The organism is Thioreductor micantisoli (assembly GCF_055392745.1).
In genome coordinates this window covers 232,099-257,799 of the sequence record NZ_AP043760.1, presented here as the reverse complement: position 1 = coordinate 257,799, position 25,701 = coordinate 232,099, and the positions used below count along the sequence as shown (strand labels likewise).

At 25.0% G+C, this 25,701-nt stretch carries 22 protein-coding genes and 2 pseudogenes; all 24 read right to left on the bottom strand.

Annotated features, from left to right (window positions below; all coding sequences use genetic code 11):
• Positions 1–1,185, bottom strand: a complete 1,185-nt coding sequence (locus ACZ5OA_RS01440; RefSeq protein WP_464907749.1) for a glycosyltransferase family 4 protein — start codon at positions 1,183–1,185, stop codon at positions 1–3.
• Positions 1,186–2,313, bottom strand: a complete 1,128-nt coding sequence (gene wecB, locus ACZ5OA_RS01435) for a non-hydrolyzing UDP-N-acetylglucosamine 2-epimerase (protein ID WP_464908308.1) — start codon at positions 2,311–2,313, stop codon at positions 1,186–1,188.
• Positions 2,314–2,318: 5 nt separating this feature from the next.
• Positions 2,319–3,425, bottom strand: coding sequence for a polysaccharide biosynthesis C-terminal domain-containing protein (locus tag ACZ5OA_RS01430; RefSeq protein WP_464907748.1), 1,107 nt, complete (start codon positions 3,423–3,425; stop codon positions 2,319–2,321).
• Positions 3,422–4,450 carry a polysaccharide biosynthesis protein gene (locus ACZ5OA_RS01425; RefSeq protein ID WP_464907747.1) on the bottom strand — a complete coding sequence of 343 codons (1,029 nt, stop codon included), beginning with the start codon at positions 4,448–4,450 and terminating at the stop codon, positions 3,422–3,424. The genes ACZ5OA_RS01430 and ACZ5OA_RS01425 overlap by 4 nt, the downstream gene beginning before the upstream one ends.
• Positions 4,443–5,594, bottom strand: coding sequence for a glycosyltransferase family 4 protein (locus tag ACZ5OA_RS01420; protein ID WP_464907746.1), 1,152 nt, complete (start codon positions 5,592–5,594; stop codon positions 4,443–4,445). Before ACZ5OA_RS01420 ends, ACZ5OA_RS01425 begins: the two co-directional genes overlap by 8 nt.
• 120 nt (positions 5,595–5,714) lie before the next feature.
• The gene (locus ACZ5OA_RS01415; protein ID WP_464907745.1) at positions 5,715–7,091 is read right to left on the bottom strand and encodes a hypothetical protein; all 1,377 of its coding nucleotides are present in this window, start codon (positions 7,089–7,091) and stop codon (positions 5,715–5,717) included.
• A complete protein-coding gene (locus ACZ5OA_RS01410; protein WP_464907744.1) occupies positions 7,081–8,337 on the bottom strand; it encodes a flippase in 1,257 nt (418 codons plus the stop codon). Before ACZ5OA_RS01410 ends, ACZ5OA_RS01415 begins: the two co-directional genes overlap by 11 nt.
• Positions 8,315–9,592 carry a hypothetical protein gene (locus ACZ5OA_RS01405; protein WP_464907743.1) on the bottom strand — a complete coding sequence of 426 codons (1,278 nt, stop codon included), beginning with the start codon at positions 9,590–9,592 and terminating at the stop codon, positions 8,315–8,317. The genes ACZ5OA_RS01410 and ACZ5OA_RS01405 overlap by 23 nt, the downstream gene beginning before the upstream one ends.
• On the bottom strand, positions 9,579–10,781 hold the full coding sequence (locus ACZ5OA_RS01400) for a glycosyltransferase family 4 protein (RefSeq protein ID WP_464907742.1): 1,203 nt from the start codon (positions 10,779–10,781) through the stop codon (positions 9,579–9,581). The genes ACZ5OA_RS01405 and ACZ5OA_RS01400 overlap by 14 nt, the downstream gene beginning before the upstream one ends.
• Complete coding sequence (locus tag ACZ5OA_RS01395; protein ID WP_464907741.1) at positions 10,778–11,725, bottom strand: nucleotidyltransferase domain-containing protein; 948 nt, start codon at positions 11,723–11,725, stop codon at positions 10,778–10,780. Before ACZ5OA_RS01395 ends, ACZ5OA_RS01400 begins: the two co-directional genes overlap by 4 nt.
• Positions 11,716–12,705 carry an HD domain-containing protein gene (locus ACZ5OA_RS01390; protein WP_464907740.1) on the bottom strand — a complete coding sequence of 330 codons (990 nt, stop codon included), beginning with the start codon at positions 12,703–12,705 and terminating at the stop codon, positions 11,716–11,718. The genes ACZ5OA_RS01395 and ACZ5OA_RS01390 overlap by 10 nt, the downstream gene beginning before the upstream one ends.
• Positions 12,706–12,707: 2 nt before the next feature.
• Positions 12,708–13,769 carry a glycosyltransferase family 4 protein gene (locus tag ACZ5OA_RS01385; RefSeq protein ID WP_464907739.1) on the bottom strand — a complete coding sequence of 354 codons (1,062 nt, stop codon included), beginning with the start codon at positions 13,767–13,769 and terminating at the stop codon, positions 12,708–12,710.
• Positions 13,762–14,721 carry a GDP-mannose 4,6-dehydratase gene (locus ACZ5OA_RS01380; protein ID WP_464907738.1) on the bottom strand — a complete coding sequence of 320 codons (960 nt, stop codon included), beginning with the start codon at positions 14,719–14,721 and terminating at the stop codon, positions 13,762–13,764. Before ACZ5OA_RS01380 ends, ACZ5OA_RS01385 begins: the two co-directional genes overlap by 8 nt.
• Positions 14,722–14,725: 4 nt before the next feature.
• On the bottom strand, positions 14,726–15,457 hold the full coding sequence (locus ACZ5OA_RS01375) for a class I SAM-dependent methyltransferase (protein WP_464907737.1): 732 nt from the start codon (positions 15,455–15,457) through the stop codon (positions 14,726–14,728).
• On the bottom strand, positions 15,444–17,189 hold the full coding sequence (gene asnB / locus ACZ5OA_RS01370) for an asparagine synthase (glutamine-hydrolyzing) (protein ID WP_464907736.1): 1,746 nt from the start codon (positions 17,187–17,189) through the stop codon (positions 15,444–15,446). The genes ACZ5OA_RS01375 and asnB overlap by 14 nt, the downstream gene beginning before the upstream one ends.
• Before the next feature lie 6 nt (positions 17,190–17,195).
• On the bottom strand, positions 17,196–18,473 hold the full coding sequence (gene tviB / locus ACZ5OA_RS01365; RefSeq protein WP_464907735.1) for a Vi polysaccharide biosynthesis UDP-N-acetylglucosamine C-6 dehydrogenase TviB: 1,278 nt from the start codon (positions 18,471–18,473) through the stop codon (positions 17,196–17,198).
• A gap of 12 nt (positions 18,474–18,485) precedes the next feature.
• Complete coding sequence (gene gmd, locus ACZ5OA_RS01360; RefSeq protein WP_464907734.1) at positions 18,486–19,631, bottom strand: GDP-mannose 4,6-dehydratase; 1,146 nt, start codon at positions 19,629–19,631, stop codon at positions 18,486–18,488.
• Position 19,632: 1 nt separating this feature from the next.
• A complete protein-coding gene (locus tag ACZ5OA_RS01355) occupies positions 19,633–21,075 on the bottom strand; it encodes a mannose-1-phosphate guanylyltransferase/mannose-6-phosphate isomerase (protein ID WP_464907733.1) in 1,443 nt (480 codons plus the stop codon).
• Positions 21,076–21,200: 125 nt separating this feature from the next.
• Positions 21,201–22,046, bottom strand: coding sequence for a sensor histidine kinase (locus tag ACZ5OA_RS01350; RefSeq protein WP_464908307.1), 846 nt, complete (start codon positions 22,044–22,046; stop codon positions 21,201–21,203).
• Between the two features lie 39 nt (positions 22,047–22,085).
• A pseudogene (locus tag ACZ5OA_RS01345) lies at positions 22,086–23,081 on the bottom strand (cache domain-containing protein); the annotation flags it as partial.
• A 74-nt stretch (positions 23,082–23,155) separates the two neighbouring features.
• A pseudogene (locus tag ACZ5OA_RS01340) lies at positions 23,156–23,338 on the bottom strand (Txe/YoeB family addiction module toxin); the annotation flags it as partial.
• Positions 23,317–23,823: a YchJ family metal-binding protein gene (locus tag ACZ5OA_RS01335; protein WP_464907732.1), complete on the bottom strand. Its 507-nt coding sequence runs from the start codon at positions 23,821–23,823 to the stop codon at positions 23,317–23,319. The pseudogene ACZ5OA_RS01340 and the gene ACZ5OA_RS01335, both read right to left, overlap by 22 nt.
• Before the next feature lie 12 nt (positions 23,824–23,835).
• Positions 23,836–24,678, bottom strand: a complete 843-nt coding sequence (locus ACZ5OA_RS01330) for a CvfB family protein (protein WP_464907731.1) — start codon at positions 24,676–24,678, stop codon at positions 23,836–23,838.
• Positions 24,671–25,699, bottom strand: coding sequence for a tRNA 2-thiouridine(34) synthase MnmA (mnmA, locus tag ACZ5OA_RS01325; protein ID WP_464907730.1), 1,029 nt, complete (start codon positions 25,697–25,699; stop codon positions 24,671–24,673). The genes ACZ5OA_RS01330 and mnmA overlap by 8 nt, the downstream gene beginning before the upstream one ends.
• Positions 25,700–25,701 lie beyond the last annotated feature (2 nt).

The following is a 25,701-nucleotide window of genomic DNA, read 5'->3' as shown; positions in this document are numbered from 1 at the left end:
TTATTGAGAAGCAATTATTTTATTTACAGTTGATTTAACAGAAAACTTATTTATTAAAAGTTTTTTTGCATTATTTCCTATATTTTCTCTATTTGTTTTATCTAATAACTTAATAGCATTTTTATATAAAAGTTCATCTTCACCATTTACACTTATATAACCTGCATTATATTCTTCAATTATATCTTTTAAATCATTATCAGGATTAACACTACCTAATATCGGTTTATTTTGACTCATATAACCTAATAATTTTCCAGGAAAATTATGTGTTTTATGACTTTTATTTAGTGAAAAAAGTCCTATATCTATTTCTGATAGTATTTTTTTAAATTCTATTTGATTAACAGGAGGAAGTATTGTTGTATTTGTTAAATTTTCTTGCTTTTTAAAATTTTTCATAAGTTCTACTTCATCACCCAATCCTACAAACAAAAAATAAGCTTCTTCATAAGGTTGCATATTTTTAGCTAATTTCATAAGATTTAACATATCTTGAGCATGTCCCATATTACCACCATAAAAATAAATTATTTTTTTTTCAAGCCCTAGTTTTTTTCTATAAAAACTAGAATTTTCTTCAACAACTTCTGTAGTTGTCCAATTAAATAATACTTCAGTATTATATTTATTAGAATATTTTCCATTAAACCAATCAAGATTTTTTTGTGACATAAGACCTATAGTGTCTGCAACTAAATAATTTCTTTTTTCAAAAAAGCTAAAATATTTTTCTATTATTGAATTTTTTCTAATTAAACCCTGATCAATAGCCCATTGAGGAAAAATATCTCTTAATATCAAATAAGTAGGGGCTTTCCATATTTTTTTTAGTCTTTTTACTAATCCACTCCAAAAAATGGTAGGTGAATAATAAATAATAATATCATGTCTGTTTGTTTGTAAATAAAATTTAAGATTTTTCCATGCATAATAAGATAAAAATGTCTCATTTATTGCTCTTTTTATTTTACCTATATTTTTAATTTCACCACTTTTAAAACGACAAACTATCACACCATCAAGTTTAGTAATTTCTATATTTTTATTTAGATTTGGAGATGGTGTGATAACAGTTACTTGATGACCTTTATTTACAAATTCACAAGCTAATTCATGCATCATTTTAGCAGCAATTTTAATACTATGAGGCATATAATCATCAACAATCAAACAAACTTTCATTTAAAACTTTCTCCAAACAGTTTTATTTACATAATCGGTATAAGATAATATAATTCTCAATACTTTATCAGATACATTTGGCATACTATAATCAGCTACATTTCTTAAAGTACCCTTTTTTTGTGTTTTCAACACTTCTAACCCTTGAAGTATTCTCTCTTTTTCAAGCCCAACCATCATAACAGATGATTCTTCCATAGCCTCTGGTCTTTCATGAGCTTCTCTTATATTTAAAGCAGGAAAACCTAATATAGATGACTCTTCACTAATAGTTCCACTATCACTCAATACTGCTTTTGCCTCTTTTTGTAATTTAACATAATCATTAAATCCCATAGGCTTCATTAATGATATTAAAGAATTAAACTTTATTTCTTTTTCTTCAATCTTTTTTCTTGTTCGTGGATGTGTGGAAACTATAATTGGTAATTTATATATATCAGCTATTTCATTCAATGTATCTACTAAATTTAAAAAATTTTTATCTGAATTAATATTTTCTTCACGATGCGCTGAAACTACAAAATAACCTTGTGCATTCAATGATAATTTATCTAAAATATTTGAGTTGTTAATATTATCCATTTTATTATTTATAACTTCAAACATAGGACTACCAGTTTTTATAATTCTATCAGCAGGCAAACCTTCTCTAAGTAAATATTCTCTAGCTATATCACTATAAGTAAGATTTATATCACTTGTATGATCAACTATCTTTCTATTTGTTTCTTCTGGAACTCTTTGATCAAAACATCTATTTCCAGCTTCCATATGAAAAATAGGTATGTGTCTTTTCTTTGCTGGTATTACACAAAGACAACTATTTGTATCACCTAAAATCAATACAGCTTCTGGATTTTCTTTTTCTAAAATAGGATCAATAGCTATAATAATTTTTCCTATAGTTTCAGTAGCTCCACCACCTGCAGCATTTAAAAAATAATCAGGTTTTCTAATATTAAAATCATTAAAAAAAACTTCATTAAGCTCATAATCATAATTCTGTCCAGTATGAACCAATATTTGCTCAATAGCGTTAGAGCTTTCTAATTTATTTATTACAGCAGAAAGTCTTATAATCTCTGGTCTTGTTCCAACTATTGTCATTACTTTTAATTTCTTTATCATCATTACACCTCTATATAATTTGTATCTGGTTTTTTAGGATCATAATTTTCATTAGCCCAAATCAATAGAACCATCTCTTCATTACCTATATTACTAATATTATGAGTATAACCTGGAATCATCTCTACTATTTCTAAATCATTACCATTAACATGGTATTGAATAATTTCTTTACTAAAAATATCTCTTAATTCTATTAAAGCTTCACCTTTTATTACTAAAAATTTTTCATTTTTTGTATTATGATAATGATTTCCTCTTGTAACTCCTGGTTTTGTAGTAGAAATACCCAACTGCCCACTATCTAATGTTTTCAATATTTCATAAAATGTTCCTCTTGCATCTTCATGACCATTTAATTTATAAGAAAATCTATCTTTAGGCAAGAAACTTAAATATGTTGCATAAAGAACTCTTTCAAACCCTTTCGCAATATTTGGTATCAATAAATTTTCTCTACTTTCTTTGAACATATAAAGAAGTTTTTCAATTTCTCCCAGTGTTTTTTCATAAACCACATCAACTTCATAAAAAATTTCTTTTGATTGATTTAGATATAAATGTCTAATAAAAGCATGAACAACATCTCCAATATAAACTAACTTCAATAAAGTATCTCTATTATTTACTTCTATATCTATATCTCTAGTGATATTATAACACCAAGTAGCAATAACACTATTATAATTAGGTTTTGACCATTTACCAAATACATTTGGTAATCTATAGATAAAACAAGGTACATCATTATCTATAGAATATTTTTGAATAATATTTTCTGCTTCTTCTTTACTTTTTGCATAATCACTACCATTTCCTACTTGAGTGGAAGAAGATAAAAGTATTGGTATTTTTTTATTATATTTTTTAAGAATATCTACAATTATTTGAGTGAAATTAACATTTCCTTCATAAAATTCATCAGATTTTTTAGGTCTATTAACACCAGCTAAATGGAAAATAAAATCTGCTTCTTTTATAAGAGATTCAAGATATTCTAAAGAATCTTCTTTATCATACAAAAATATCTCTATTTGTGGCATTTTTTTTAATGTTACTCTTAAATTTTTTGCAATAAAGCCATTACTTCCAGTTATTAAAACTTTCATTTTATAACTCCAAATTCTTTTAAGTCATCTTGTATTTCATGCAAACCAATTAACATTTCCTTTAATTCTTTTTCATTTAATCTATGAGTATTGTGTGAATGATACTCTCCTGCTTGAGTTACAACTTCTTCACCATCTTCTACAAATTTATTATAATTTAAATCTCTTGTATCAGCAGGAATACGATAGTATTCTCCCATATCTTGAGCATGTACCATCTCTTCTTTTGTAAGTAATGTTTCATAAAGTTTTTCACCATGGCGTGTACCTATAACTTTCACTTCATGTTTAGGCTTTCCTAGCATATTTTTTAAAGTATTTGCTAAAAGTTCTATAGTTGCTGCCGGAGCTTTTTGAACAAAAATATCTCCATTTTGACCATTTTTAAATGCAAAAAGAACCAATTCAACAGCTTGATCTAAACTCATCATAAATCGTGTCATAGCAGGATCTGTAATAGTAATAGTTTTACCAGCTTTAATTTGATCTATAAAAAGTGGTATCACAGAACCTCGACTTGCCATAACATTACCATATCTAGTACATGCTATCATTGTTTTATTATCATCTAAATTTCGACTTTTAGCAATAGCAACTCTTTCCATCATAGCTTTACTTACACCCATAGCATTTATTGGATAAACTGCTTTATCAGTACTAAGAAGTATCACTTTTTTTACACCTGCATCAATAGCTACATTTAAAACATTTTCAGTACCCAATACATTAGTCTTAACAGCTTGTATAGGATAAAATTCACAAGATGGCACTTGTTTGAGAGCTGCTGCATGAAATATGAAATCAACACCTTTTATAGCATCTTTTATAGAATTCACATCTCTTACATCACCAAGATAAAATTTTAATTTATCATTATTATAGAATTTTCTCATATCATCTTGTTTTTTTTCATCTCTTGAAAAAATTCTTATCTCTTTTATATCTGTACTTAAAAATCGTCTTAGAACTGCATTTCCAAAACTCCCTGTTCCACCTGTAATTAGTAATACTTTATCTTTAAACATTTTTTTCTCCTATTATTTGATTAAAAAGATCAACATAATCTTTTGATAACTTTTTCATATTTAATTTTGTATGTATATACTGTATAACATTAAATGATTTTTTAGTATATTCTTCAGTATTCATTAAATATAATTTTTCTATTACTTCTATATATTTTTGTTTATTATCTAAATTTATATCCCATCCCGCATTTATTTTATCTAAATTTCTCCATGGAGTTTGATCACTTATTATAGGTAACAATCCAGCTTGCATAGCTTCAACTATAACATGACCAAAATTTTCAGACAAAGTGGGCAATAAAAAAGCATGATACTCTCTCATTTTATCAACTATTTCATTTTGAGCCAAGCTTCCTTTGTATGATACTTTTATATTATTTGGTAATATATCAATTATCTCTTGACACTCATTCCAATAAGTTATATTTTCTTTCGGTCCATAAATATCAAATTTAATATTATAACTGATACTTTTTAATAAATGAAGTGCATAATGAAGATTTTTATTTCTTAAAATTCTAGAAACAAATATTATTTTTAATTCATTTTTCTTTTTAACAAGTGGTGTAAATTTTCTCATTTTTACTGCATTTGGAAGTTGATTAATTGTATAAATATTTAATATCTTTTTTATACTATTTGTTTCAATTATATCTGTTGAATGAAAATAAATATTTTTATATATTCCTAATAATTTATAAAAAAATAAATATATAGATTTTTTATTTTTTTTAATTTTTAAAGCATTATTTTGTAACTCTCCACGAGGAGCTACTATTAATTTCTTTTTAAAAATAAATTTATTTAAAAACATAACTCTTTGAGTAATTTCGGAAAAGAAACTATTTAAATATATTACATCAGGATTAAACTCCTTGATAACTTTAGCTATATTTTTTTTATCTATATTAGATAAATATATTACATTGTATTCTTTATATCTAGTTATATTATCATATATAATATTTTTATATGGTTCAGTTTCTCCAAAATCATAATTTTTTGTACATATTAAAATATCAAAATATGTATTTAATATATTTACTAAATTAGATATAGATGTAATTGGTCCTCCTCCTTTAAATCCTGGTAAAAAGCTATTAGTGAATAATAGTATTTTTTTCTTCATTTTTTTCTTCATTTTTTTCCTTCTATAATAAATTATTCATAAAATTTCTTATATAAAATATCATTTCTTTACAACAATTTTATTAATAAGAGTTTAAAAGATTTTATTTGTATATATAAAGTTAAAAAAACATTATATAATATTTGAAATAGAATTTATCTCTTTATAATTAACTATATTTTTAAAAGATATATATCCAATAGAAAAAAATAAAAAATAAGACATAAATATATCACTTATAACTGGATGTGATTTCATCATATATATAACCCATAAAATAATATATATTGCAAATCCTAATCTCAATTTATCTTCATTTGAATATATAATATTTTTTATAGCTAAATATAATATATAAATTAAAAACAATAAATATATACAAACACCTAAAAAACCAAGTTCCATATCAACTTTAGATAATCCTGAATCTATAAAACTATAAGTACTATCAAAAAAAGCTAAACTATGAAAAAATACCAAGTCTGGTCTTCCATAATCTAGTGTTCCTAATGCATTTATAACATTTGGACTTAATAATGTCTCTTGTCCATATTTTCCAACACCTAATCCAAAAAACATATTTGGATTATTAAAATCTATAAAAAGAAATGGAAAAAATTGTTGAATTCTTCGTAAATATTCATCTGGTGTACTTAGCATAAATTCTAATTTTATCAATATTTCCTTATCTGAAATAACTAAAATTAATATAATAAATACAATAGTAGCCACTATTAATATACTCCATTGTTTTATATTAAAGTTTTTTATCATATATATAAAATTTACAAATATAAATAAAACAAAACTCTCTCTTGCTCCAGAAACAATTAAAGCAACAAAAAATAGTAGTATTACAAATAAGTTAATTTTCTTTTTCAATGTTAATTGAATTCCAGTATATAGTAAATACATAATTATTAAAAAATGACCATATCTTTTAGATGATGCAAAAAAAGATGATGTAAGCTGAATTTCTGTATTTCCATCTGAATGAAATCCATGTTCCATTGGTGCAATAAATTGCATAGCCGTTCCTACTAATTTTGTATAATTAGTTATCAATTGAAATATGGCATACAATAATGTTATTATGGTAAAAAATAAAATAAATTTAATTATATTTTTACTTAATAATAATTTATATTTTGAAAAATGATAGCCTATTAATATAATTGGTATGGCTAAAAGATAACTCCTAAACCCAACTATATATGTTATTAAATCAAAATACCAAGGATTAAAAATTTCTAAAAATACTATTATAAAAAATAAAAATAAAATTATTCTTAAATATATAGGTATATTATATAAATATTTAATTTTAAATCTATTGTGCATAATAAAATACATTATAGTAAATACGATTATTATATCTAAACTCATTAATAATACTTTACTTCCATTTACAAATCTTCTTATAAAATCAATAAATACATATGTAACAATAAATATTTTAAATAAAAATAAATATATTTTATCAGACTGCTTCAAAAATTTAGCTGGCATTTCTTAACCCCTTTATCTTATAAACCCCAAGTACCATCACAACCATTTCCGTAAAAATAGTAGCAAAAACAGCACCAAGTATTCCATATTTTAAAATTAATATATAATTTAGTATTAAATTAATACACATTCCTATAAGTGTAATCTTAAAATAATAACTATTTTGTTTCATAGCTAAAAGGGTGTAGTTATAAAGTCTATTTAAAACCAATACTATCAAAGCAAATGAAAGGTATTTTAAAACCTCAATAGAACTACTAAACTTCTCACCATAAATAAATAAAATAATATACGATGATAAAAAATAAAATATTATTCCAATAACTATAGAATAAATTATAAAATAAAAATTGTATTTATCAAATAAATTAAAAGCCTTAGTTTTGTTATTTTTATAATAATCTATAAAATTTGGGAAATATACTTTTGTCAATGCAAGTGGCACAAGAGTAGCCCCCATTAGTAAGTTGTATGAAGCACTATAATACCCTACAGATATTTCATCCATCATACTACCTATAAAAACTGTATCTATTTTAAGATTCATAAACTCAGCAGCACTAGCCATTACAAGTGGGAAAGATAATAATATATATGTTTTATTAAATTTTTTATTAAATATTATTTTAAAATTTGGTACTATTATCTTAAGTTGAGAAATAGCAAAAACAAATGATATAAATGATATAAATATGAAAAAATACAATAATTCTGTAAGCTTATATCCATAACTTAAAAGTATAAAAGCTCCAACTAAAGATATAAATTTATTTATAATATTTATTTTTAGTAATATATCATTTCTATGAAGTGATATTAAAGCAGTTCCAATATAAGTTATACTTGATATAAAAGTGTTATAAATAGCAATAAGAACGATAATATATGCAGTGTCATAACTATATTTGAATATATAGACAGTAAATAAAGTAAATATTATAAGTAATGGAAAAGATATAAATAGTTTTATCCCTAAAGCATTACCTAAATATAGATTAGTTTTTTTAGCAGATTTAGCTATCTCTCTACTCATAATAGTGCTAATACCAAAGTTTGAAAAAATAGCTAATATGCCAACTATAGCTAAACCTAAGCTATATTGACCTAAAGCCTCAGCACCTAAATATCTTGCAAATAAAATAGAAAGTAAGAAATTCATACCAATACCTAATAGTTGATCAAATATTGAAAATATTGAATTTCTTCCTATTCTACTATTTAGTTTATTTTTTAATTTGATATACATATATACTTCTATAACCTTTATCTAATGTATCTATACAGATATATTTACCATCATGTGACCATTTAGGATGTAAATCACATCGTACTCCACTCGATGCAAATTCTTTAATATGATTTAATTTTAATTTTTCTACTATATTTTTTTTATTTATATCAAATAATATTAATTCTTCTTTAAATTCATCATTTGGATTTGGATAAGTATCTGTTATCATTAAATTATTATCAATTTTAGAAAAACTAGGATGACCATCTTTTATAAGTATATTCGAAGCTAACCTCTCTTTTTTATTTGTTTTATCAGTAAATATTATATAGCTATCTCCACTTACCATAGCACTTAGTTTTGTATTTCCATCTACACTATTTCCACCTGAAAACTTTTTGTATAATGGCATAAGTGGTTTAATGAAAAACTTCACTATATTTTTATATTTTCTTAAACTATTTATAGGATTAGATAATCCTCCCCATCCTACTATTTGAGTATCATTTCGCCAACTATAATGACTCATACGACCACTATCATTCAGTAAATACAATTCACTTCCATCTACATTTACAGTATATAGTCTAGAATATACACCACCATCTGCTGTTTGCCATCTATGCATAAAAATAAATCTTTTGTTATCTGGACTTATCATAAGATGTTCTACATAGTGAACAGCATCTTTCATATTTGATAATGGTTTATAATTTGCCATTTTCTTTAATGTAATAATTTGTTTTATATCTTTACTCTTAGTATCTATATACCATATACCATCATCTTCTAAAAGTGGTACTTTTTTATCAAGATTTTTTATTCCTTTGTAACTATATCCACCTCTATAAAAACAATGCCGTTCGTTATCAATACAAAGCACAAAATTACCATCACTACTAGCAGTATAATATGCCATAGGTAAAATATTCCTCTCTTTTGTATCAATATCCATAATAACTGTTAAAAATTTATTGTCAATTCTATCATTATAAATTATCTTTTTATTATAATCTTTTCCAAACCATTGAAGCATACAACCTTGTTGCCAATTCCAGGCTTTTGTTTCTGTTAATTTTATAAACTTATTAGAGTTTTTCCAATCAAAATATCCTATCTCAAGTATATCTTCTGATTCAGGCATTCTATCTATAAATTTACTTTTACAAGCTAGTAATTTATTATTACTTATATCTAATGACGATTTATCATAATAACCAAAAAAATAATTTTCATTTTTTGGTGTTTCAAATACTTTATTTATAATCATTTTTCATAACCTTTTCTATAGCTTTATTTATATAATAAGCATCTTTTTCAAAAGTCCACTCATTTACAATTTCTAATGATTTTTGACCCATCTGTTTTGCTATATCTCTATTTTTATTTAAATAATCTATTTTTTTAGCTAAAGTATCAATATCTCCTACTTTTATAATATATCCATTTTCCCCATCTTTTACTAAATCATATGCTGTTCCAACTATATCTGTAACTATAATAGGAAGTTCGAAATTCATAGCTTCATTCATAGCTTTTGGAGATGGGTCATAATCTGATATCACTATATCTAAATCTGCTATAGTATAATATTTTGCTATTTCAGATTGATTTATAAAGCCAACAAAAACGGCCTTTATATTATTTTCACTTACATATGTTTCCATATTTTGTCGCTCTAATCCATCTCCTACAAATAGTACTGTAATATTTTTATTATCTATTATTGTTAATACTTCAAGTAAATCCAAAGGTCTTTTTCTTGTCGTAAATCGGGCAGAAAATAAAACTACAAAATCATCTTTAGGTATATTTAATTCTTTTTTTATCTCATTTTCTTTACCAATATACTTTTTTCTTTCACTTCTAAAAAAATCATTATCAACAGCACATGGTATTAGTAACATTTTTGATTCTTCTACTCCATAAAATTTCCAATAATCTCTGTTTCCACTACAACTATACATAACTACATCACACATTTTTAGCCAGTTTTTTAAAAATATATATTTTAATTTTTGTTTAAATGTAGGATTATTTTCAGTTCCTTTCAAAGTTGCTTCACCTCTAAATATTATTTTAGTTTTAGTTGTTTTAGCAAGTATTAATATAAGCCAATCACTAAAAGTTGTATATCCCACAAACATAATAAAATCAGGTTTATCTATTAAAAATTTTTTAAATATAGTAAAATTTACACGAGAAAAAAATCCCCCCACAGGATTTAAACTATAGTTTTTCAAAAATTCATGATTATATCTATTAGTCAAGTCAATATCCCACTTTATTTCTTTTTTAAACTCTTCTACATAAGTAGGTTTCAAACCTATATCATCTTCATATATCACTTTAAAATCTAAGTTGTAACATTTTGCTAATTCTCTATAAATACCTACATGATACTGTACTGGATGTGGCGCAAAATAATAAAATTTTGTTTTGTTTTGTTTTGTTATCATAAAATTATAGCCTCATGTATTCTATGATTTTTGTTAAAAGTTTCATTTATTGTTTTTATTAAAGTCATAGAAAAAATTTTACTCTTTTTTTTTAATTTTTTATAATCATCAGTTCTTTCATCATTTATAGTCAAAATTGAATTTAATGATTTTCTAGTATTTTCATTTGAAATCTCTTGTAAGAATCTATTGTACAAATCATAAATTTCTTTTTTCAATTCTTCACTACTAATAAGTTGGTCTATTCTTTTTAGTGGTGTTTTATTAAATAAATCTTTTAGCAATTTTATTTTATCTTCTTTTTTCAAGTTTATAGTTTTTGCCACACATAATATTCCAGTAAAATATATAAGTTTTCTTGAATATGTTAGCTTTATATTTCTAAGTCCCCAACTTTTTCCTACTTCACTTGTCTTAAATTCAAAATCAACTGTAATAGTTCTATAATATCTTATAATATCATTTAAAAGAAATCTAGTGATTTGTTCTTTTTTTATGTTTTTTACATATATATTTAATAACTTATCCATAACATCATCATAAATAATGTTATTATACAATACCTTACTTTCTAATAAAAATAACATTCTTCTAGTAATTTTTATATTTGTGTCATCACTTCCACCAATATTCTTTAATATGTTTTCCAAAATTTCTATAGCATTATCTCCAAATGTACCACTATCCCCACTATCCTTTACTACATATTTATTGACAGTCTTTATAATGATTTGTTTGTCATCATAAGTCAAATCATGCTCTCCATTTTTAACTATAATAAAATAGTCCATATCTGACTCTTTACTTGCTTCACCTCTTGCATATGAACCTGTAGTTACTACACATATATTTTTATTATCTAGCTGATCATCTAATTCATTTTTTATTTTTTCTAAAATATTTCCAGAAAATTTTAAACTTTCTTCTATCTTATTTATATCCATAATTTTACCTCTCTCGATTTATTATCTACTTGTGATAATATAATTTGTTCTTCATTTTTAGAAGATAAATATCTTTTATTTAAATCATCATAAGATTTTAAACTATATTTATCTATCCTATATTCTCTTCGTTTATATTTCATCTCTTGCTGAATTGGTTTTTTTCTTATAGAAGCTAAAGCTGAAAATAATTCTAAATTCTTCTTTTTAAATTTTTTATCATCAATATTAAAGTCATCTTTTGTAAGCAAGTTATCTTTTGTTTGACTACTAGCAAAAAAATCGGCATATAAATTAATTGGGGTATGTATATACTCCCTATACATTCTATGTTTTAATTCCCAAAAACTATCTAAAACAAGTTCATTTTTATCTACAATGGCTTTAACTATTTTTATAGGGCTATAAACAAATCCTAACTTTTTATATTTAGTATTGTAGTTTTTAGATAAATAACATCGATTTATTCCATCAATTGTATCTATATTTATTGGATTTGTTAATGCAAATGTCATTTCATTATCAATTTTTCCATCTAATATATCTATTATATAAGCTTCATTAATATCATAACTATTTAATATAGTTTTAATTTCATTTTTATATTTACTATTACCTTTGATGATATTATTTCCATTTGAATGATGATTAATATTGTATATTTTTTTAAAATTACTTTCTATACTATGAGATAATGGTGCATGTCCTATATCATGTAAAAGTGCAGATACAACTAAAATTTCTGTTTCTTTTTTATTTAATCTTTTTAACTTAGAGTATAATAATGCTAAAGTTGCAACAGAAATAGAGTGTTCGTATCTGTAAAATCTTTTATGATTTTTACTAAGATAATCAATAGCACCTAAAAAACTTATATTTTTTAGTCTTTTAAATGTATTAGAATTTATAATTTTTCTATATAATTCATTTGATAATAATTCATTTAATAATTCAGTATTTATTAGTATATCATTTTTCATAATCACATATTCCCTTTATTGTTTAAAATACTTTCTAATCTACTTTTAAACTTATCAAAAGTAAAATTCTCTTTAAAATACTTAAATCCATTTAATCCAAATTGCTCTCTTTTTTGTTTATTTTTATATAATTCTACTATACAACTATTTAAACAACTAATATCATCATATTTACATAAATACCCTGTTTTATTATCCAATACTACATCAGTCTGTCCACCTTCATCACATGCAATACAAGGCTTACAATATTTCATGGCTTCTATATAAACAATTCCAAAACCTTCTCCCTTACTAGGTAATGTAAAAATATCACAATATTGATAATATGGTTCTATAAATTCTACAAAACCTTTAAATTCAATATATTCTTCTACTTTTAATTCTTTTGTTAAATTAACTAATCTTTCTTTATCATTACCTTTTCCTATAATAGTATATTTGATATTTGGAATTTTATCAATAAGCAATGGAATAGTTTTTATCATACTATCTACACCTTTATAGCTATCATTAGCATCAAGTCTTGTTACTGATAAAATATTAAATTCACTATTATTATATACATTAGTAAAATCTTTATTAATCTCATCACTTGTATCAGGTGGTAAATAAAAAATATTTTTTTTACTTATATTATTATATATTGTAAACATATCTGTAGTGTATGTACTAATTGACAATATATTTATCTTAGACAAAAATATTTTATATAAGAAAGGTAACTTTTTCCATACTTCTATTCCATAAATTGAAAGATATATTTTTATTTTTGGATTTAGTATTGTTGCTATAATCACTATTGGCAATAAATTTATATGTGCAACAATAAGTTTTTCAATTTCATAAATATTTCTCAAGAGATACAATGAAGCTTTTATCTTATTCTTATTAAAATTTTTAAACTCTATATTTTCAAAATTATCTTTATTATTTTCATCATATACACTTATTGAGGTAACATTAGTTAAAGTGTTTAAAGCTTTTAAAAAAGTTTTATTAAAATTTTCTATACCACCAGTTTGAGAATATGTAGCCAAATTAAAATAACATATTTTATTCATATAGTTTTTTTTCCTCTTCTATTAAAATATCAAGTACTTCAAAAAATGAAACTTCATAATTCCAATTAAGAACTTCTTTAGTCTTAGAGGAATCACCATATATATCTTCTATTTCATTTGGTCTAAAAAACTCTTTATTAATAATAATTTTATTTTTATCAATATTTAATTTATCAAAAATATAATATATGATTTCACGAATACTTAAAGATATACCTGAAGATATAATATAATCATCAGGCTTATCATATTGCATCATAAGATACATAGCCTCTACATATTTAGGAGCATATCCAAAATCTCTTTTAATATCTATATTTCCAACTTCTAATACCTCTTTTTTATTATTTAAAATATCAAATGCTGTTCTTATTATCTTTTTAATTATAAAGCTATTGTCTCTTAAAACTGACTCATGATTAAAAAGTATTCCTGATGTTGTAAATAGTCCAAAAGACTCTCTATAATTTACTGTTATCCAATGAGCAGATGCTTTGGATATACCATATGGACTTACAGGGTGAAAAATAGATTTTTCTGTAAATGGTAAAGCATTATAACTACCAAACATTTCACTACTTGAAGCTTGATAGAATTTTATAGATTTATCAATTAGTCTTATAGCTTCTAAAATATTTGCTGTTGATAATATATTGAAATTTAAAGTTTCTATTGGATTAGAAAAAGACATTCCTACAGAACTTTGTGCAGCTAAATTATATATTTCTTTAGGATTATATTTATTAATCACATTGATCACCTCTCCCATACTTGTAAGATCACAATTATCAAAACTTATTCGTTTTGTAATATTTAAATAATTTAATTTATCAAAATTTATACTATTTTTATCTCTTAGTAACCCAATAACTTTATAACCTTTTTCTAACAATAATTTTGATAGATATGCTCCATCTTGTCCTGTTATACCAGTAATAATTGCAATTTTCATATTATTATTTCTTTATAACAGTTAAAAAGTTTTTGGTTAAGACAATATCTTTGTCTACCCCCCCAGATTCTACTATCAATAGAAATTTATATAATGGCTTAACTAAATAATTCCATAATATTAATCTTATATTACTTTTAATTCCATGTCCTATAGGCTTGTCTTCATAAGACTCTACAGAATTAAATCCACTTGATAAAAATATTTGAGAAATAGAACTTTTTGTAAAAGCTAATTCATGTGTAAAATCTCCATATCTGATGCTATCCCCAAAAGGACTCTCTCCATTTGGTTGATGAGTTATTACCATACCATCTTTTTTTATAACTCTATTCATATCATCTATTAAATCACTTAATTCTTCTTTTGTAAAATGTTCAATGACATCTATAGCTATTAATAAATCTAAAGAGTTATCTTCTAACTGTTGTATATATTCAACTAAATTACCTAATATTATATTTATTCCTAGTCTTTTTGCTTCATTTACTTGTTCTTCACTACCATCAATACCTACATAATTTTTATACCCAGCATTTTGAATGAAATAACCAAACGAACCATATCCGCAACCAATTTCCAATATATTTATATCTTTATTTTTAGGAAAATAATTTTTAATTATTTTATCAAAAAAAGGCTCTCTTAATTTAAAACCTTCTATTGTTTTAGGTGCTAAGTTTCTACCACTATTAGTTGAGTAATATTTATAAATCTTATTTCTATAATTTTCCATTAAATTTCTCCAATATTAATATAGCCCAAAACCTAGACCATGTTATTTGTTTATTTTTAAATTTTTCTTTTATATCTCTATCAACATCAAATCTATCAATATTTTTCCTAAACCAATTTTCAAATGGAAGTACAAATCCCATTTTAGGTCTATCAAAAATCTCTTTTGGTAATATATTTTTTGATATATCTGATAAGATTTGTTTGTTATAGATACCAAACTTCTCTTTAGGTTTTATTTTTAAAACATAATCAACTAATTCTTTATCTAAAAAAGGAACTCTTATCTCTAAAGAATGAGCCATACCAAACACATCAGTATCTCTTAAAAGTTGATTTTTCATATACATATCTAGTTCATAAAAAGATATCTTATCCTCTATTTGATTTATACTAGATGAATTGTATGTTTTCCATAATTCAGCTATTAAATTATAAACTTTTAATTTATCAATTTGAAGTATTTTAGATATTTCTTCTGGTGAAAAAAGTGCTCTTTTAGGCAAATAATAGGATAATTCTTTTTCAGCTTGTAATAATTCTAATTTTTTATATTTATTTGAATATTCAAATATTTTCATAAGACCATATGGGATTTTAGATAAAAATTTTAATGTTTTTCCATCTTTAAAAGATGGATAGCCATAAAATATTTCATCTCCTCCAACTCCTGAAAGTACAGTAGTTAGTCCACTCTCTTTTGCTGCTTTTGATACAAAAAATGTATTCAAACCATCTATAGTTGGTTGTTCCATATAGTTAAAAAACTCATCAATTGTATTTAAAAATAATTCTTCATTTATTAAATATTTAGTATGTTGTGTCTTATATTTTTTTACTACCAGGTCTTGATAATACTCTTCACTTAAATTTTTATCTTCAAAAACTAAAGATAAAGTTTGCAAATTTTTTTTGTATTTTGCAGCTACAGCTGTTATCACTGAGCTATCAAGCCCACCTGACAAAAATGTTCCAATAGGCGCATCTGAAATCAAATGTCGCTTAATAGAGTCATCAAATATCTTACTTACATCTTTAACAATCTCTTCATATGGCTTAATTATCTTTGGTTCAAAGCTATATTTATCATATTGATTAGTTTTCAATTCATTATTATGAAAATAACCATAATAACCCGCTGGAAACATAGTAATATTATTATAAATTGTATAAGGTTCAGGCACATATCCTAAAAGCAAAAATAATATTTTTGCTTCATAATTTATAATAGAAGAATAATCTTTTAATGTCTTAATTTCTGATGAATATATAAAATCATTTTGATCTTGATAATAATATAAAGGTTTAATCCCACTTCTATCTCTTGCTAAAAAAAGTTCTTTTGTATTTTTATTATAAATAGAAAATGCAAACATTCCATTTAAACGATTAACTATTTGTTCTTTATATTCAATAAATCCATTTAAAATAACTTCAGTATCAGTATCCGAATGAAATTTATATCCCTTTTGCAATAAATCATTTTTTATATCTTTAAAATTATATACTTCACCATTATAAATAATAATATAATTACTATACTTAGAAAACATAGGCTGATGACCTTCTTTTGAAAGATCAATTATAGATAATCTTGTTTGACCTAAAGCAATATTATCTTCAAAATAGATTCCATAATCATCTGGCCCTCTATGATTTATTTTCAAAAGATTTCGCTCAAAATTATTTTTATTAATTTTATCTTTTGATACCTGCCCCAATATTCCACACATTATTTTCTATAATCTCCCATCCACATTTTTTTTATTTAAAATACTTTTAATATCATAAACAACTTTATTTAATTTAGAATTGATATTTGATAATTGAGAATTTAATTTCTTAAATTCATTATGAGCTACAGCCAAAACTATTCCATTATAATTATCCATTATCAATTCTTCATTATCAATTAATTCAAGGTTATATTCTCTTTTTACTTCTTTTGCATCAGCCCATGGGTCATAAACATCTACCTTACATCCAAAATCTTGAAGTTCTTTTATAACATCTATGACTCTTGAGTTTCTAATATCTGGACAATTTTCTTTGAATGTTATTCCTAATACTAATATTTTACTTCCTGCAATTTTATGCTCTTTTTTTATCATTAGTTTTATAACTTGATTAGCTACATATATTCCCATATTATCATTCAATCTTCTACCAGCTAATATTATTTCAGGATTATATCCTATCTCTTGTGCTTTGTAAGTTAGATAATATGGATCTACTCCTATACAATGTCCTCCAACTAACCCTGGTTTAAATGGTAAAAAGTTCCATTTTGTTCCTGCTGCTGCTAATACTTCATTTGTATCAATATTTAATCTATTAAAAATTAGTGATAATTCATTTATAAATGCAATATTTATATCTCTTTGAGAGTTTTCTATTACTTTTGCCGCTTCTGCTACTTTTAGAGAGCTTGCTTTGAAAGTTCCTGCTGTTATTATTGATTTATATAAATCATCAACTTTATCTGCTATTTCAGAAGTGCTTCCGCTTGTTACTTTTAGTATTTTAGTTACAGTATGTTTTTTATCTCCTGGATTAATTCTTTCAGGTGAATATCCACAAAAGAAATCTTCATTAAATTTAAGACCACTTTTTTCAAGTTCAGGCACACAAACTTCTTCAGTAGCTCCTGGATAGACTGTTGATTCATAAATCACAATATCATCTTTTTTAAGTACTTTAGAAATGCTTTGACTTGCTTTTATTAAAGGAGTTAAATCTGGCTTTTTATATTTATCAATTGGAGTTGGAACAGTAACTATATAAATATTACAATCTTTTATATCTTCTAAATTTGAAGTAAATTTCATATTATTGTTTATCGCTTCTTTTACTTGAACTTCTGAAAGCTCTAAAGTTCTATCGTATCCACTTGAAAGCTCTTTTATTCTCTCTTCATAAATATCAAATCCTACAACTGGATATTTGAAGCTAAATGCATGAGCAAGTGGAAGCCCAACATATCCAAGTCCAATAATAGAAATTTTCTTTTTATTCATTTTCATACTCTTTTACTCAAAATAACTCATAATTTTATATCCACCTTCTTTTAGGTAAACATCTTTTATCATAAGTTTAAGATCTGATTCCATCATATCATGTACAAGATCCTGAAGATTATATTCTCTATTCCATCCTAATTTTTGTTCTGCTTTTGAAGGATCTCCTAAAAGCAAATCAACTTCTGTAGGTCTAAAATATCTTGGATCTACTGCTACTACTTCTTGACCAATATTTAAATGAGAAAGATCAAGATTATGTTTTTTTACTTTTTCTTCATCAAAAGAATCAATGACACCTTTTTCATCTATACCTTCACCCCCAAATCGAAGCTTTATACCAACATATCCAAAAGCAAATTTTACAAAGTCACGAACTGCTGTAGTTTTACCTGTAGCAATTACCCAGTCTTCTGGCTCATCAGCTTGAAGAATCATCCACATCATTCTTACATAATCTTTCGCATGTCCCCAATCTCTTTTTGCATCAAGATTTCCTAGATATAATTTATCTTGAAGTCCCAGAGCTATTTTAGATGCTGCTCTTGTGATTTTCCTAGTTACAAATGTTTCCCCTCTCACTGGTGATTCATGATTAAACAATATTCCATTACAAGCAAACATACCATAAGCTTCTCTATAATTTACTGTTATCCAATAAGCATACATTTTTGCTACTGCATATGGACTTCTTGGATAAAATGGTGTTTTTTCACTTTGAGGAGTTTCTTGTACTTTACCATAAAGCTCACTTGTAGATGCTTGATAAACTTTTGTTTTTTTCTCTAATCCTAAAAGTCTTACTGCTTCAAGTAAACGAAGAGTTCCTGTACCATCTGCATTTACAACATATTCTGGTGTTTCAAATGATACTGCTACATGACTCATAGCTGCCAAATTATAAATCTCATCTGGCTTAGTTTCTTGAATAATTCTAGTTAAATTCATAGAATCAGTCATATCTCCATAATGAAGAACGAAATTTCTATTTTCTACATGAGGGTCTTGATAAAGATGATCTATTCTATCTGTATTAAACAAAGAACTTCTTCTTTTGATACCATGAACAATATAACCTTTTTTAAGTAAAAATTCTGCTAAATAACTTCCATCTTGTCCTGTTACTCCTGTAATAAGTGCTACTTTTTTTTCAGCCATTTTATCTATTTTCTCCTCTTTTATAATCATCATCAAGTCTAATAATATCATCTTCACCAGTATATTCACCAACTTGTGCTTCTATCAGTACTACTGGAATTTTTCCTTCATTTGAAAGTCTATGAATTTCACCCATTTTTATATATGTTGATTCATTTGGTCTTATAAGTTTTGTTTCATCTCCAACTGTTACTGTTGCAGTACCACTTACCATTATCCAATGTTCATTTCTATGGAAGTGTTTTTGAAGGCTTAATCTTTTACCTGGTTTTACTTCTATTCTTTTTATTTTATAACCTTTGCTATCTTCTAAAATTGTATAAGTTCCCCAAGGTCTATATCCTGTTAGATGAATATTATTAAGTTCACTGTTTTCTTCTTTTAGTTTTTTTACTACTTTTTTCACTTTTTGAGAAGAACCTTTTTTTGAAATTAAAAGTGCATCTGGAGTATCAACTATTATTAAATCTTCAATATCTATCGTTGCTATTCTTCTTTTATTTCCATAAATTAAATTATTTTTGCTATTAATATCAATATGATTTGAATTTTTACTGTTTCCATTTTCATCTTTTTCTAATTCATTATAAAATGAATCAAAACTTCCTACATCACTCCAATCTATATCACTTGGAACTACTTTTACTTTTTTTGATTTTTCCATTACAGCATAATCAATTGAATTATCAGGTATTTTTAGCATATCTTCATATTTTATTCTAATTAAATTATTATCATGAGAAGAATTTTTATATGCCTTAATACATTCATCATAAATTTCTTTTGAATATTTTTGAAGTTCTTCTAAAAACACTCCTGCTTTAAACATAAACATTCCACTATTCCATAGAAAAAATTGAGAATTGACACTTGAAAATTGAGAATTAGTTTCAAAATAAGTTTTAGCAGTTTGGATATTTGGTTTTTCATGAAATCTTATAACATTCAATCCATTTAATTCTCCATTCTCCATTTTCAATTGTCCATTAACTTCTATATATCCAAATCCTGTTTCTGCAAAAGTTGGCTTAATTCCAAAAGTTACTAAATTATCTTGACTTGCCAACTCTTTAGCTTTTTCAATAACTTTTTGATATTCTATTTCGTTTTTTATTAAATGATCTGATGGAGTAACTAATACTATCTCTTCTTTATCTAAAGCTAAACATGCTAAAGCTATAGCAGGAGCAGTATTTCTTCCAACTGGTTCTAATAAATATTTATTATTAGTTTTTTTTAATTCTTCAAGTTGATCCATAGCAAGAAAATATTGCTCTACATTTGTAACTATTAATTGACTTTCACATATTTCTGAATTCCTCTCTACTGTAAGTTGAAAAAGAGATTTATTATCAAATAATTTAACAAATTGTTTAGGCATTAAAGTTCTACTTATTGGCCAAAGCCTTGTACCACTTCCTCCTGCTAATATTATTCCTTTCAATATAGTTTCCCTTTTTATTTTCTACAACTTATTTTATAAATGAAATTATACTCAAATATAACCACTAAATCAATTAAATCTATAAATCTATAAATCTTTTAGATTGTTTATTTCACCCCCCCCCCCTAAATTTTGGGAGAAAAGTCGATGATAAATTCAGCTCCATTTTCGATATTTCTTACTTGCATATCTGCTTGCATATTATTGAGTATCATTTTTGACATATATAGTCCAATTCCAGTACCTTGTACACCTTTTGTAGAGAAATATGGCTCAAAAATTTTATTTATATCTTTTGTTTTTATTCCACCACCATTATCTTTAATATATAATTTTTTATTATTTTTATCTAGAATAATAGTTATTTTACCTTCTTTTATTTTGTTTTCTAAAATTGCATCTTTTGAATTTGTTATTAAATTCAAAATCACTTGTGCAAATTGATTTTTATAACCAAAAACTTCAAAATCTTCGCCTAAAATTTCTAAATCTATATTATGCGTTTTAAGCTGTGCAGAAACTAAACTACGAACTTTATCTAATTCTTCTTTTATACTAAATTTTTCTTCTTCTTTATCACTTTTAAAAAAGTTTCTAAAATCATCTATAGTATTCGACATAAATTTAATAGTTTTCATATTGTTTTTGATAAACTCTTCACACTCTTCATTTTCTTCACAACACTCAAATAACTCTGGTAGAGCTTGAAAATTAAGAGCTATAGCATTTAGAGGCTGTCTCCATTGATGAGCAATCATTCCTATCATTTCACCCATTTGAGCAAGTTTTGCTTGTTCTTGAAGCATTTTATCTTTTTTTATAGACTCTTTTACTGCTTTATCGATTCTATTTTCCAAATCATTTCTATAAATATCAAAAGTTTTTCTTACTTTTTTTGATAATCTGTATGCAAAAAATAATACAATACTTAAAACTAAAAATAAAACACCAAAAAATATAAAATAAAGCATTACAGTTTCTTTTTCTATTTCTTCTTTTTGTTTATCTATAATTTTATTTATCTCACTTAAATAAACTCCTGTTCCTATAATCCATTTAAATTTTGGATAATATCCAATATAAGATACTTTTTTTTCTACTTTATTATTTGCTGGATTTTTTCAATAATAACTAACAAACCCTCCACCATTTAAAGCAATTTCTCGAAATTTTTTTATAAAATAAAATCCTTTTATATCTTTAAATTTACATCCATTTTTTCCAACATCTTTGGGTAAATATGAATTTACTAATATAGTACAATCTTTAGAATTTACTACAAAAAAATATTGATTTTTCCCATATCTTTTATGACCTATTTCATTTAACATCTCTTTTTGAAACTCTTTTAATGCATCCTCGATATAAAATCCTGTTCCTACTACCCAATTAAATTCCGGTATATATTTTATAAATACAGTTTTTTTATACTCTTTTTTTATATCTGTTGGTTTTACAAAATAAATATTTACAAAATCTTCTTTGTTTTTGTCAATTATTTTTTTATACTCTTTTGTAAGATATGTTCCTTTTGCATCTCTAAAATTTATCATATTCTTACCTAATAGGCGTTTTACTGGATGTACTAACATTTTATTTGTACCATAATTATAGACAAAATAATAACCATCTCCACCTTTGAATCGAATAGCACTAAGTGTTTGAATAATTATATTTTTAAGAGTTTTTTTAGATATATTTGGATTGTTTGAAATAACTCTTTTTATAATATTATCTGCTTCATAGACTCTATGTTTTATATAATTTTTTTCTTTATTTAATAATTGTTTATAATCATTATTTATTTCAGAGATTGTATTTTCTACTTCTGCTTTGGCTAACTCTTTTTTAGAATATAAAAGTATAGTTTTATATTCGTTTATCTCTTTTTCTTTTACTTCACTAACAAGAAAAGCTAAACTTATACCTAAAATTACTGCAAATAATAAAAGTGAATAAATTGGCAATCTTATTATATCTTTTGTTATTTTTTCTGGTTTATCCATAGATCTTTCCTTTTAAATATTTCCATTCAAAATCTTCTTTTATAAATTCACTTTTTTCATGCAAAATATAATCGTTAATAATGGAATCTACAAGCTACAATAGATATAGAGTTTTCAGAAACTTCATAAACAAGTCTATGTTCATCTGTGATTCTTCGAGACCAAAGTCCATTTAATTCATGTTTTAAAGGTTCTGGTTTGCCTATACCATCAAACGGATCTCTTTTTATATCTTTTATAAGTTGATTGATTTTTTTATATTTTTCTCTATAATTCTACCTTCTCTAAGCTCTTTTATAGATTCTTGTAGATGTTTAGTATTTGTTTTAGTACTTAAAAGATATTTAGTTTCTTTAAGTGAAGCATATTCATCAATAGATTTCACGACAATATCTTCACACTCTTTTAAATATTTCCATTCAAAATTTTCTTTTATAAATTCACTTTTTTCGTGCAAAATATAATCATCAATATAAGCTTTAAATTCAACAATATTTTCACTAAATTCAACAATTTCAAGTTTTTTGAAGTTACTTTGACAAAATAGTTTTATTTCATTTTCATTTAGTTCTTTTTGAAACTCTTTTGCAGTAGTTTTAATAATATATTTTACTTCTCCTTTTGCATAAGCAGAGTACCTACTTTTCATAAGTTCAAGTGCAGTTTTTGGTTTTGCTTTTTCTTTATGAAAAGGTTGACAACACTTTTTATATTTTTTTCCACTTCCACAAGGGCATAACAAAGCAAACTCCTTTTATTTTAGTCTAATCACCTCTTCATTTACTTCTATTTTTTCTTCACTTTTTAGTCTATTTACAACTGATTTGAAAGCTTTTTTACTAACTCCTACTAATTTTTTAATGTCATCAGCATCACTTTTTGTATTTAGTGGCAACTCTTTTTGCTCTTCTAAAATAGACAAAACTTTATCATAAGCCGCATCTCTACTTTGACCTATTGGAGTAAGTGACAGGTCAAGCTTCCCATCTTCTCTATTTAATTTCACAAATGCTTTTCTTCTATCCCCCACTCTTACTTTTTCAAAAATTTCATTTTCATAAATCATACCCTCAAATTTGTCATTTACAATAACTTTAAATCCAAGTGGAGTTTTTGCTAAAACTAAGATTTCAACTTCATAATTCTCTTTTAAATCTTCAGCTGGTTCTATGTTTCTACCAATTTTTGCATCTAAATAAAGTCTATCAGTTTTTTCATCATATTTGATTTTTCCTATTACAAAATCGCCTTTTTCAAGATTTCTTTTTTGAGTAGAAAGTGGCACAAAAAGATTTTTCATAAGTCCCCAGTCCACAAATGCACCAAATTTAGAAGTATCCACTACTTCAAAATTTCCAAATTCTCCTAATTTTCTATAAGGCTTCTCAGTAGTTGCAACATATCTATCTTCACTATCGCTATACACAAATACATCTATCGTATCACCCATTTGAATACCCGCTGGCACATATCTTAACGGTAATAAAACCTCATCTTCTTCTTCTTGACTTCTTAGATAAATACCGAAATCCACCTCTTTATAAAACTCTAATCTATTAAATTCACCTAATTTTATATATTCTTCAATTTCAATCATTTTTTGCTCCTCTTATCCAGCCACCGCCAACTAATTTATCGCCTTGATAAAATACGCACGCTTGACCTTTTGCTACTCCACTAACAGAATTTTCTAAAAAAACTGTCGCTTTACTTCCATCCATTTTAACTTTTGCTTTTACAGCATCACTTCGATATCTTACTTTCACTTCACATTCAAAATTTTTATCATCTATAAACATATTACACTGCTTCAAAAATATCATATTTTTTTCTAATTGTCGTTTATCTCCTACAATTATCTGATTTTTATCAGCATCTATTCCGATTACATATTGAGGTATATGAGATTTAAAAAGGGTAAATCCTTTTCTCTGACCAATCGTATAGTGCATATAGCCTTTGTGATTACCAATTATTTGTCTTTTTGTATTTACAATTTTTCCATTTAATTTCGTATTAAATTCACTACTTAAAACATCTATATAATTTGTAGGAATAAAACAGATATCTTGACTTTCTCTTGCACTTGCTAAAACTTCAAGTCCAATTTCTTTGGCTTTTTCTTTTATCTCTTCTTTTGTCCAATCTCCAAGTGGAAAAATTGCCTTTTTTAAAATCTCTTTTTTAATTCCAAACATAAAATAACTTTGATCTTTCGTAATATCTTTTGCTTTATACAAAAATTCTCCGTCACATCTTACATAATGTCCAGTTGCGAGATATTCACACTTATATTTCTCCATAAAAGGGATAAATTCACCAAATTTTATTTCACGATTACACATCGCACAAGGATTTGGAGTAAGCCCATTTTTGTAACTTTCTACAAAATAATCATAAACTTTTCTTTTAAAACTTTCAGTTATATCCTCTACGAAATATTTAATATTAAACAGTTTTGCTAATTTTTCTATTTTTGATAAATTTTCATCGTGTGGAACATCTTCATGCATCTTGAGATAAAGTCCAATTACTTCAAACCCACGTTTTTGCAATAAATATACAGTTACCGCGCTATCCACTCCCCCACTAATTCCTACTAATACTCTTTTTTTCATTT

What these genes read in the sequence shown, in the direction of transcription:
- ACZ5OA_RS01390 (WP_464907740.1), bottom strand. Translation starts at nt 12,705, where the DNA reads ATGAAAAATGATATACTAATAAATACTGAATTATTAAATGAATTATTA.
- mnmA (WP_464907730.1), bottom strand. Translation starts at nt 25,699, where the DNA reads ATGAAAAAAAGAGTATTAGTAGGAATTAGTGGGGGAGTGGATAGCGCG.
- ACZ5OA_RS01350 (WP_464908307.1), bottom strand. Translation starts at nt 22,046, where the DNA reads ATGCTTTATTTTATATTTTTTGGTGTTTTATTTTTAGTTTTAAGTATT.
- ACZ5OA_RS01425 (WP_464907747.1), bottom strand. Translation starts at nt 4,450, where the DNA reads ATGTTTAAAGATAAAGTATTACTAATTACAGGTGGAACAGGGAGTTTT.
- ACZ5OA_RS01400 (WP_464907742.1), bottom strand. Translation starts at nt 10,781, where the DNA reads ATGATAACAAAACAAAACAAAACAAAATTTTATTATTTTGCGCCACAT.
- gmd (WP_464907734.1), bottom strand. Translation starts at nt 19,631, where the DNA reads ATGGCTGAAAAAAAAGTAGCACTTATTACAGGAGTAACAGGACAAGAT.
- asnB (WP_464907736.1), bottom strand. Translation starts at nt 17,189, where the DNA reads ATGTGTGGAATATTGGGGCAGGTATCAAAAGATAAAATTAATAAAAAT.
- tviB (WP_464907735.1), bottom strand. Translation starts at nt 18,473, where the DNA reads ATGAATAAAAAGAAAATTTCTATTATTGGACTTGGATATGTTGGGCTT.
- ACZ5OA_RS01415 (WP_464907745.1), bottom strand. Translation starts at nt 7,091, where the DNA reads ATGCCAGCTAAATTTTTGAAGCAGTCTGATAAAATATATTTATTTTTA.
- ACZ5OA_RS01380 (WP_464907738.1), bottom strand. Translation starts at nt 14,721, where the DNA reads ATGAAAATTGCAATTATTACTGGTATAACAGGACAAGATGGAGCATAT.
- ACZ5OA_RS01430 (WP_464907748.1), bottom strand. Translation starts at nt 3,425, where the DNA reads ATGAAAGTTTTAATAACTGGAAGTAATGGCTTTATTGCAAAAAATTTA.
- ACZ5OA_RS01385 (WP_464907739.1), bottom strand. Translation starts at nt 13,769, where the DNA reads ATGAATAAAATATGTTATTTTAATTTGGCTACATATTCTCAAACTGGT.
- ACZ5OA_RS01330 (WP_464907731.1), bottom strand. Translation starts at nt 24,678, where the DNA reads ATGATTGAAATTGAAGAATATATAAAATTAGGTGAATTTAATAGATTA.
- ACZ5OA_RS01405 (WP_464907743.1), bottom strand. Translation starts at nt 9,592, where the DNA reads ATGATTATAAATAAAGTATTTGAAACACCAAAAAATGAAAATTATTTT.
- ACZ5OA_RS01410 (WP_464907744.1), bottom strand. Translation starts at nt 8,337, where the DNA reads ATGTATATCAAATTAAAAAATAAACTAAATAGTAGAATAGGAAGAAAT.
- ACZ5OA_RS01375 (WP_464907737.1), bottom strand. Translation starts at nt 15,457, where the DNA reads ATGGAAAATTATAGAAATAAGATTTATAAATATTACTCAACTAATAGT.
- ACZ5OA_RS01440 (WP_464907749.1), bottom strand. Translation starts at nt 1,185, where the DNA reads ATGAAAGTTTGTTTGATTGTTGATGATTATATGCCTCATAGTATTAAA.
- ACZ5OA_RS01395 (WP_464907741.1), bottom strand. Translation starts at nt 11,725, where the DNA reads ATGGATATAAATAAGATAGAAGAAAGTTTAAAATTTTCTGGAAATATT.
- ACZ5OA_RS01420 (WP_464907746.1), bottom strand. Translation starts at nt 5,594, where the DNA reads ATGAAGAAAAAAATGAAGAAAAAAATACTATTATTCACTAATAGCTTT.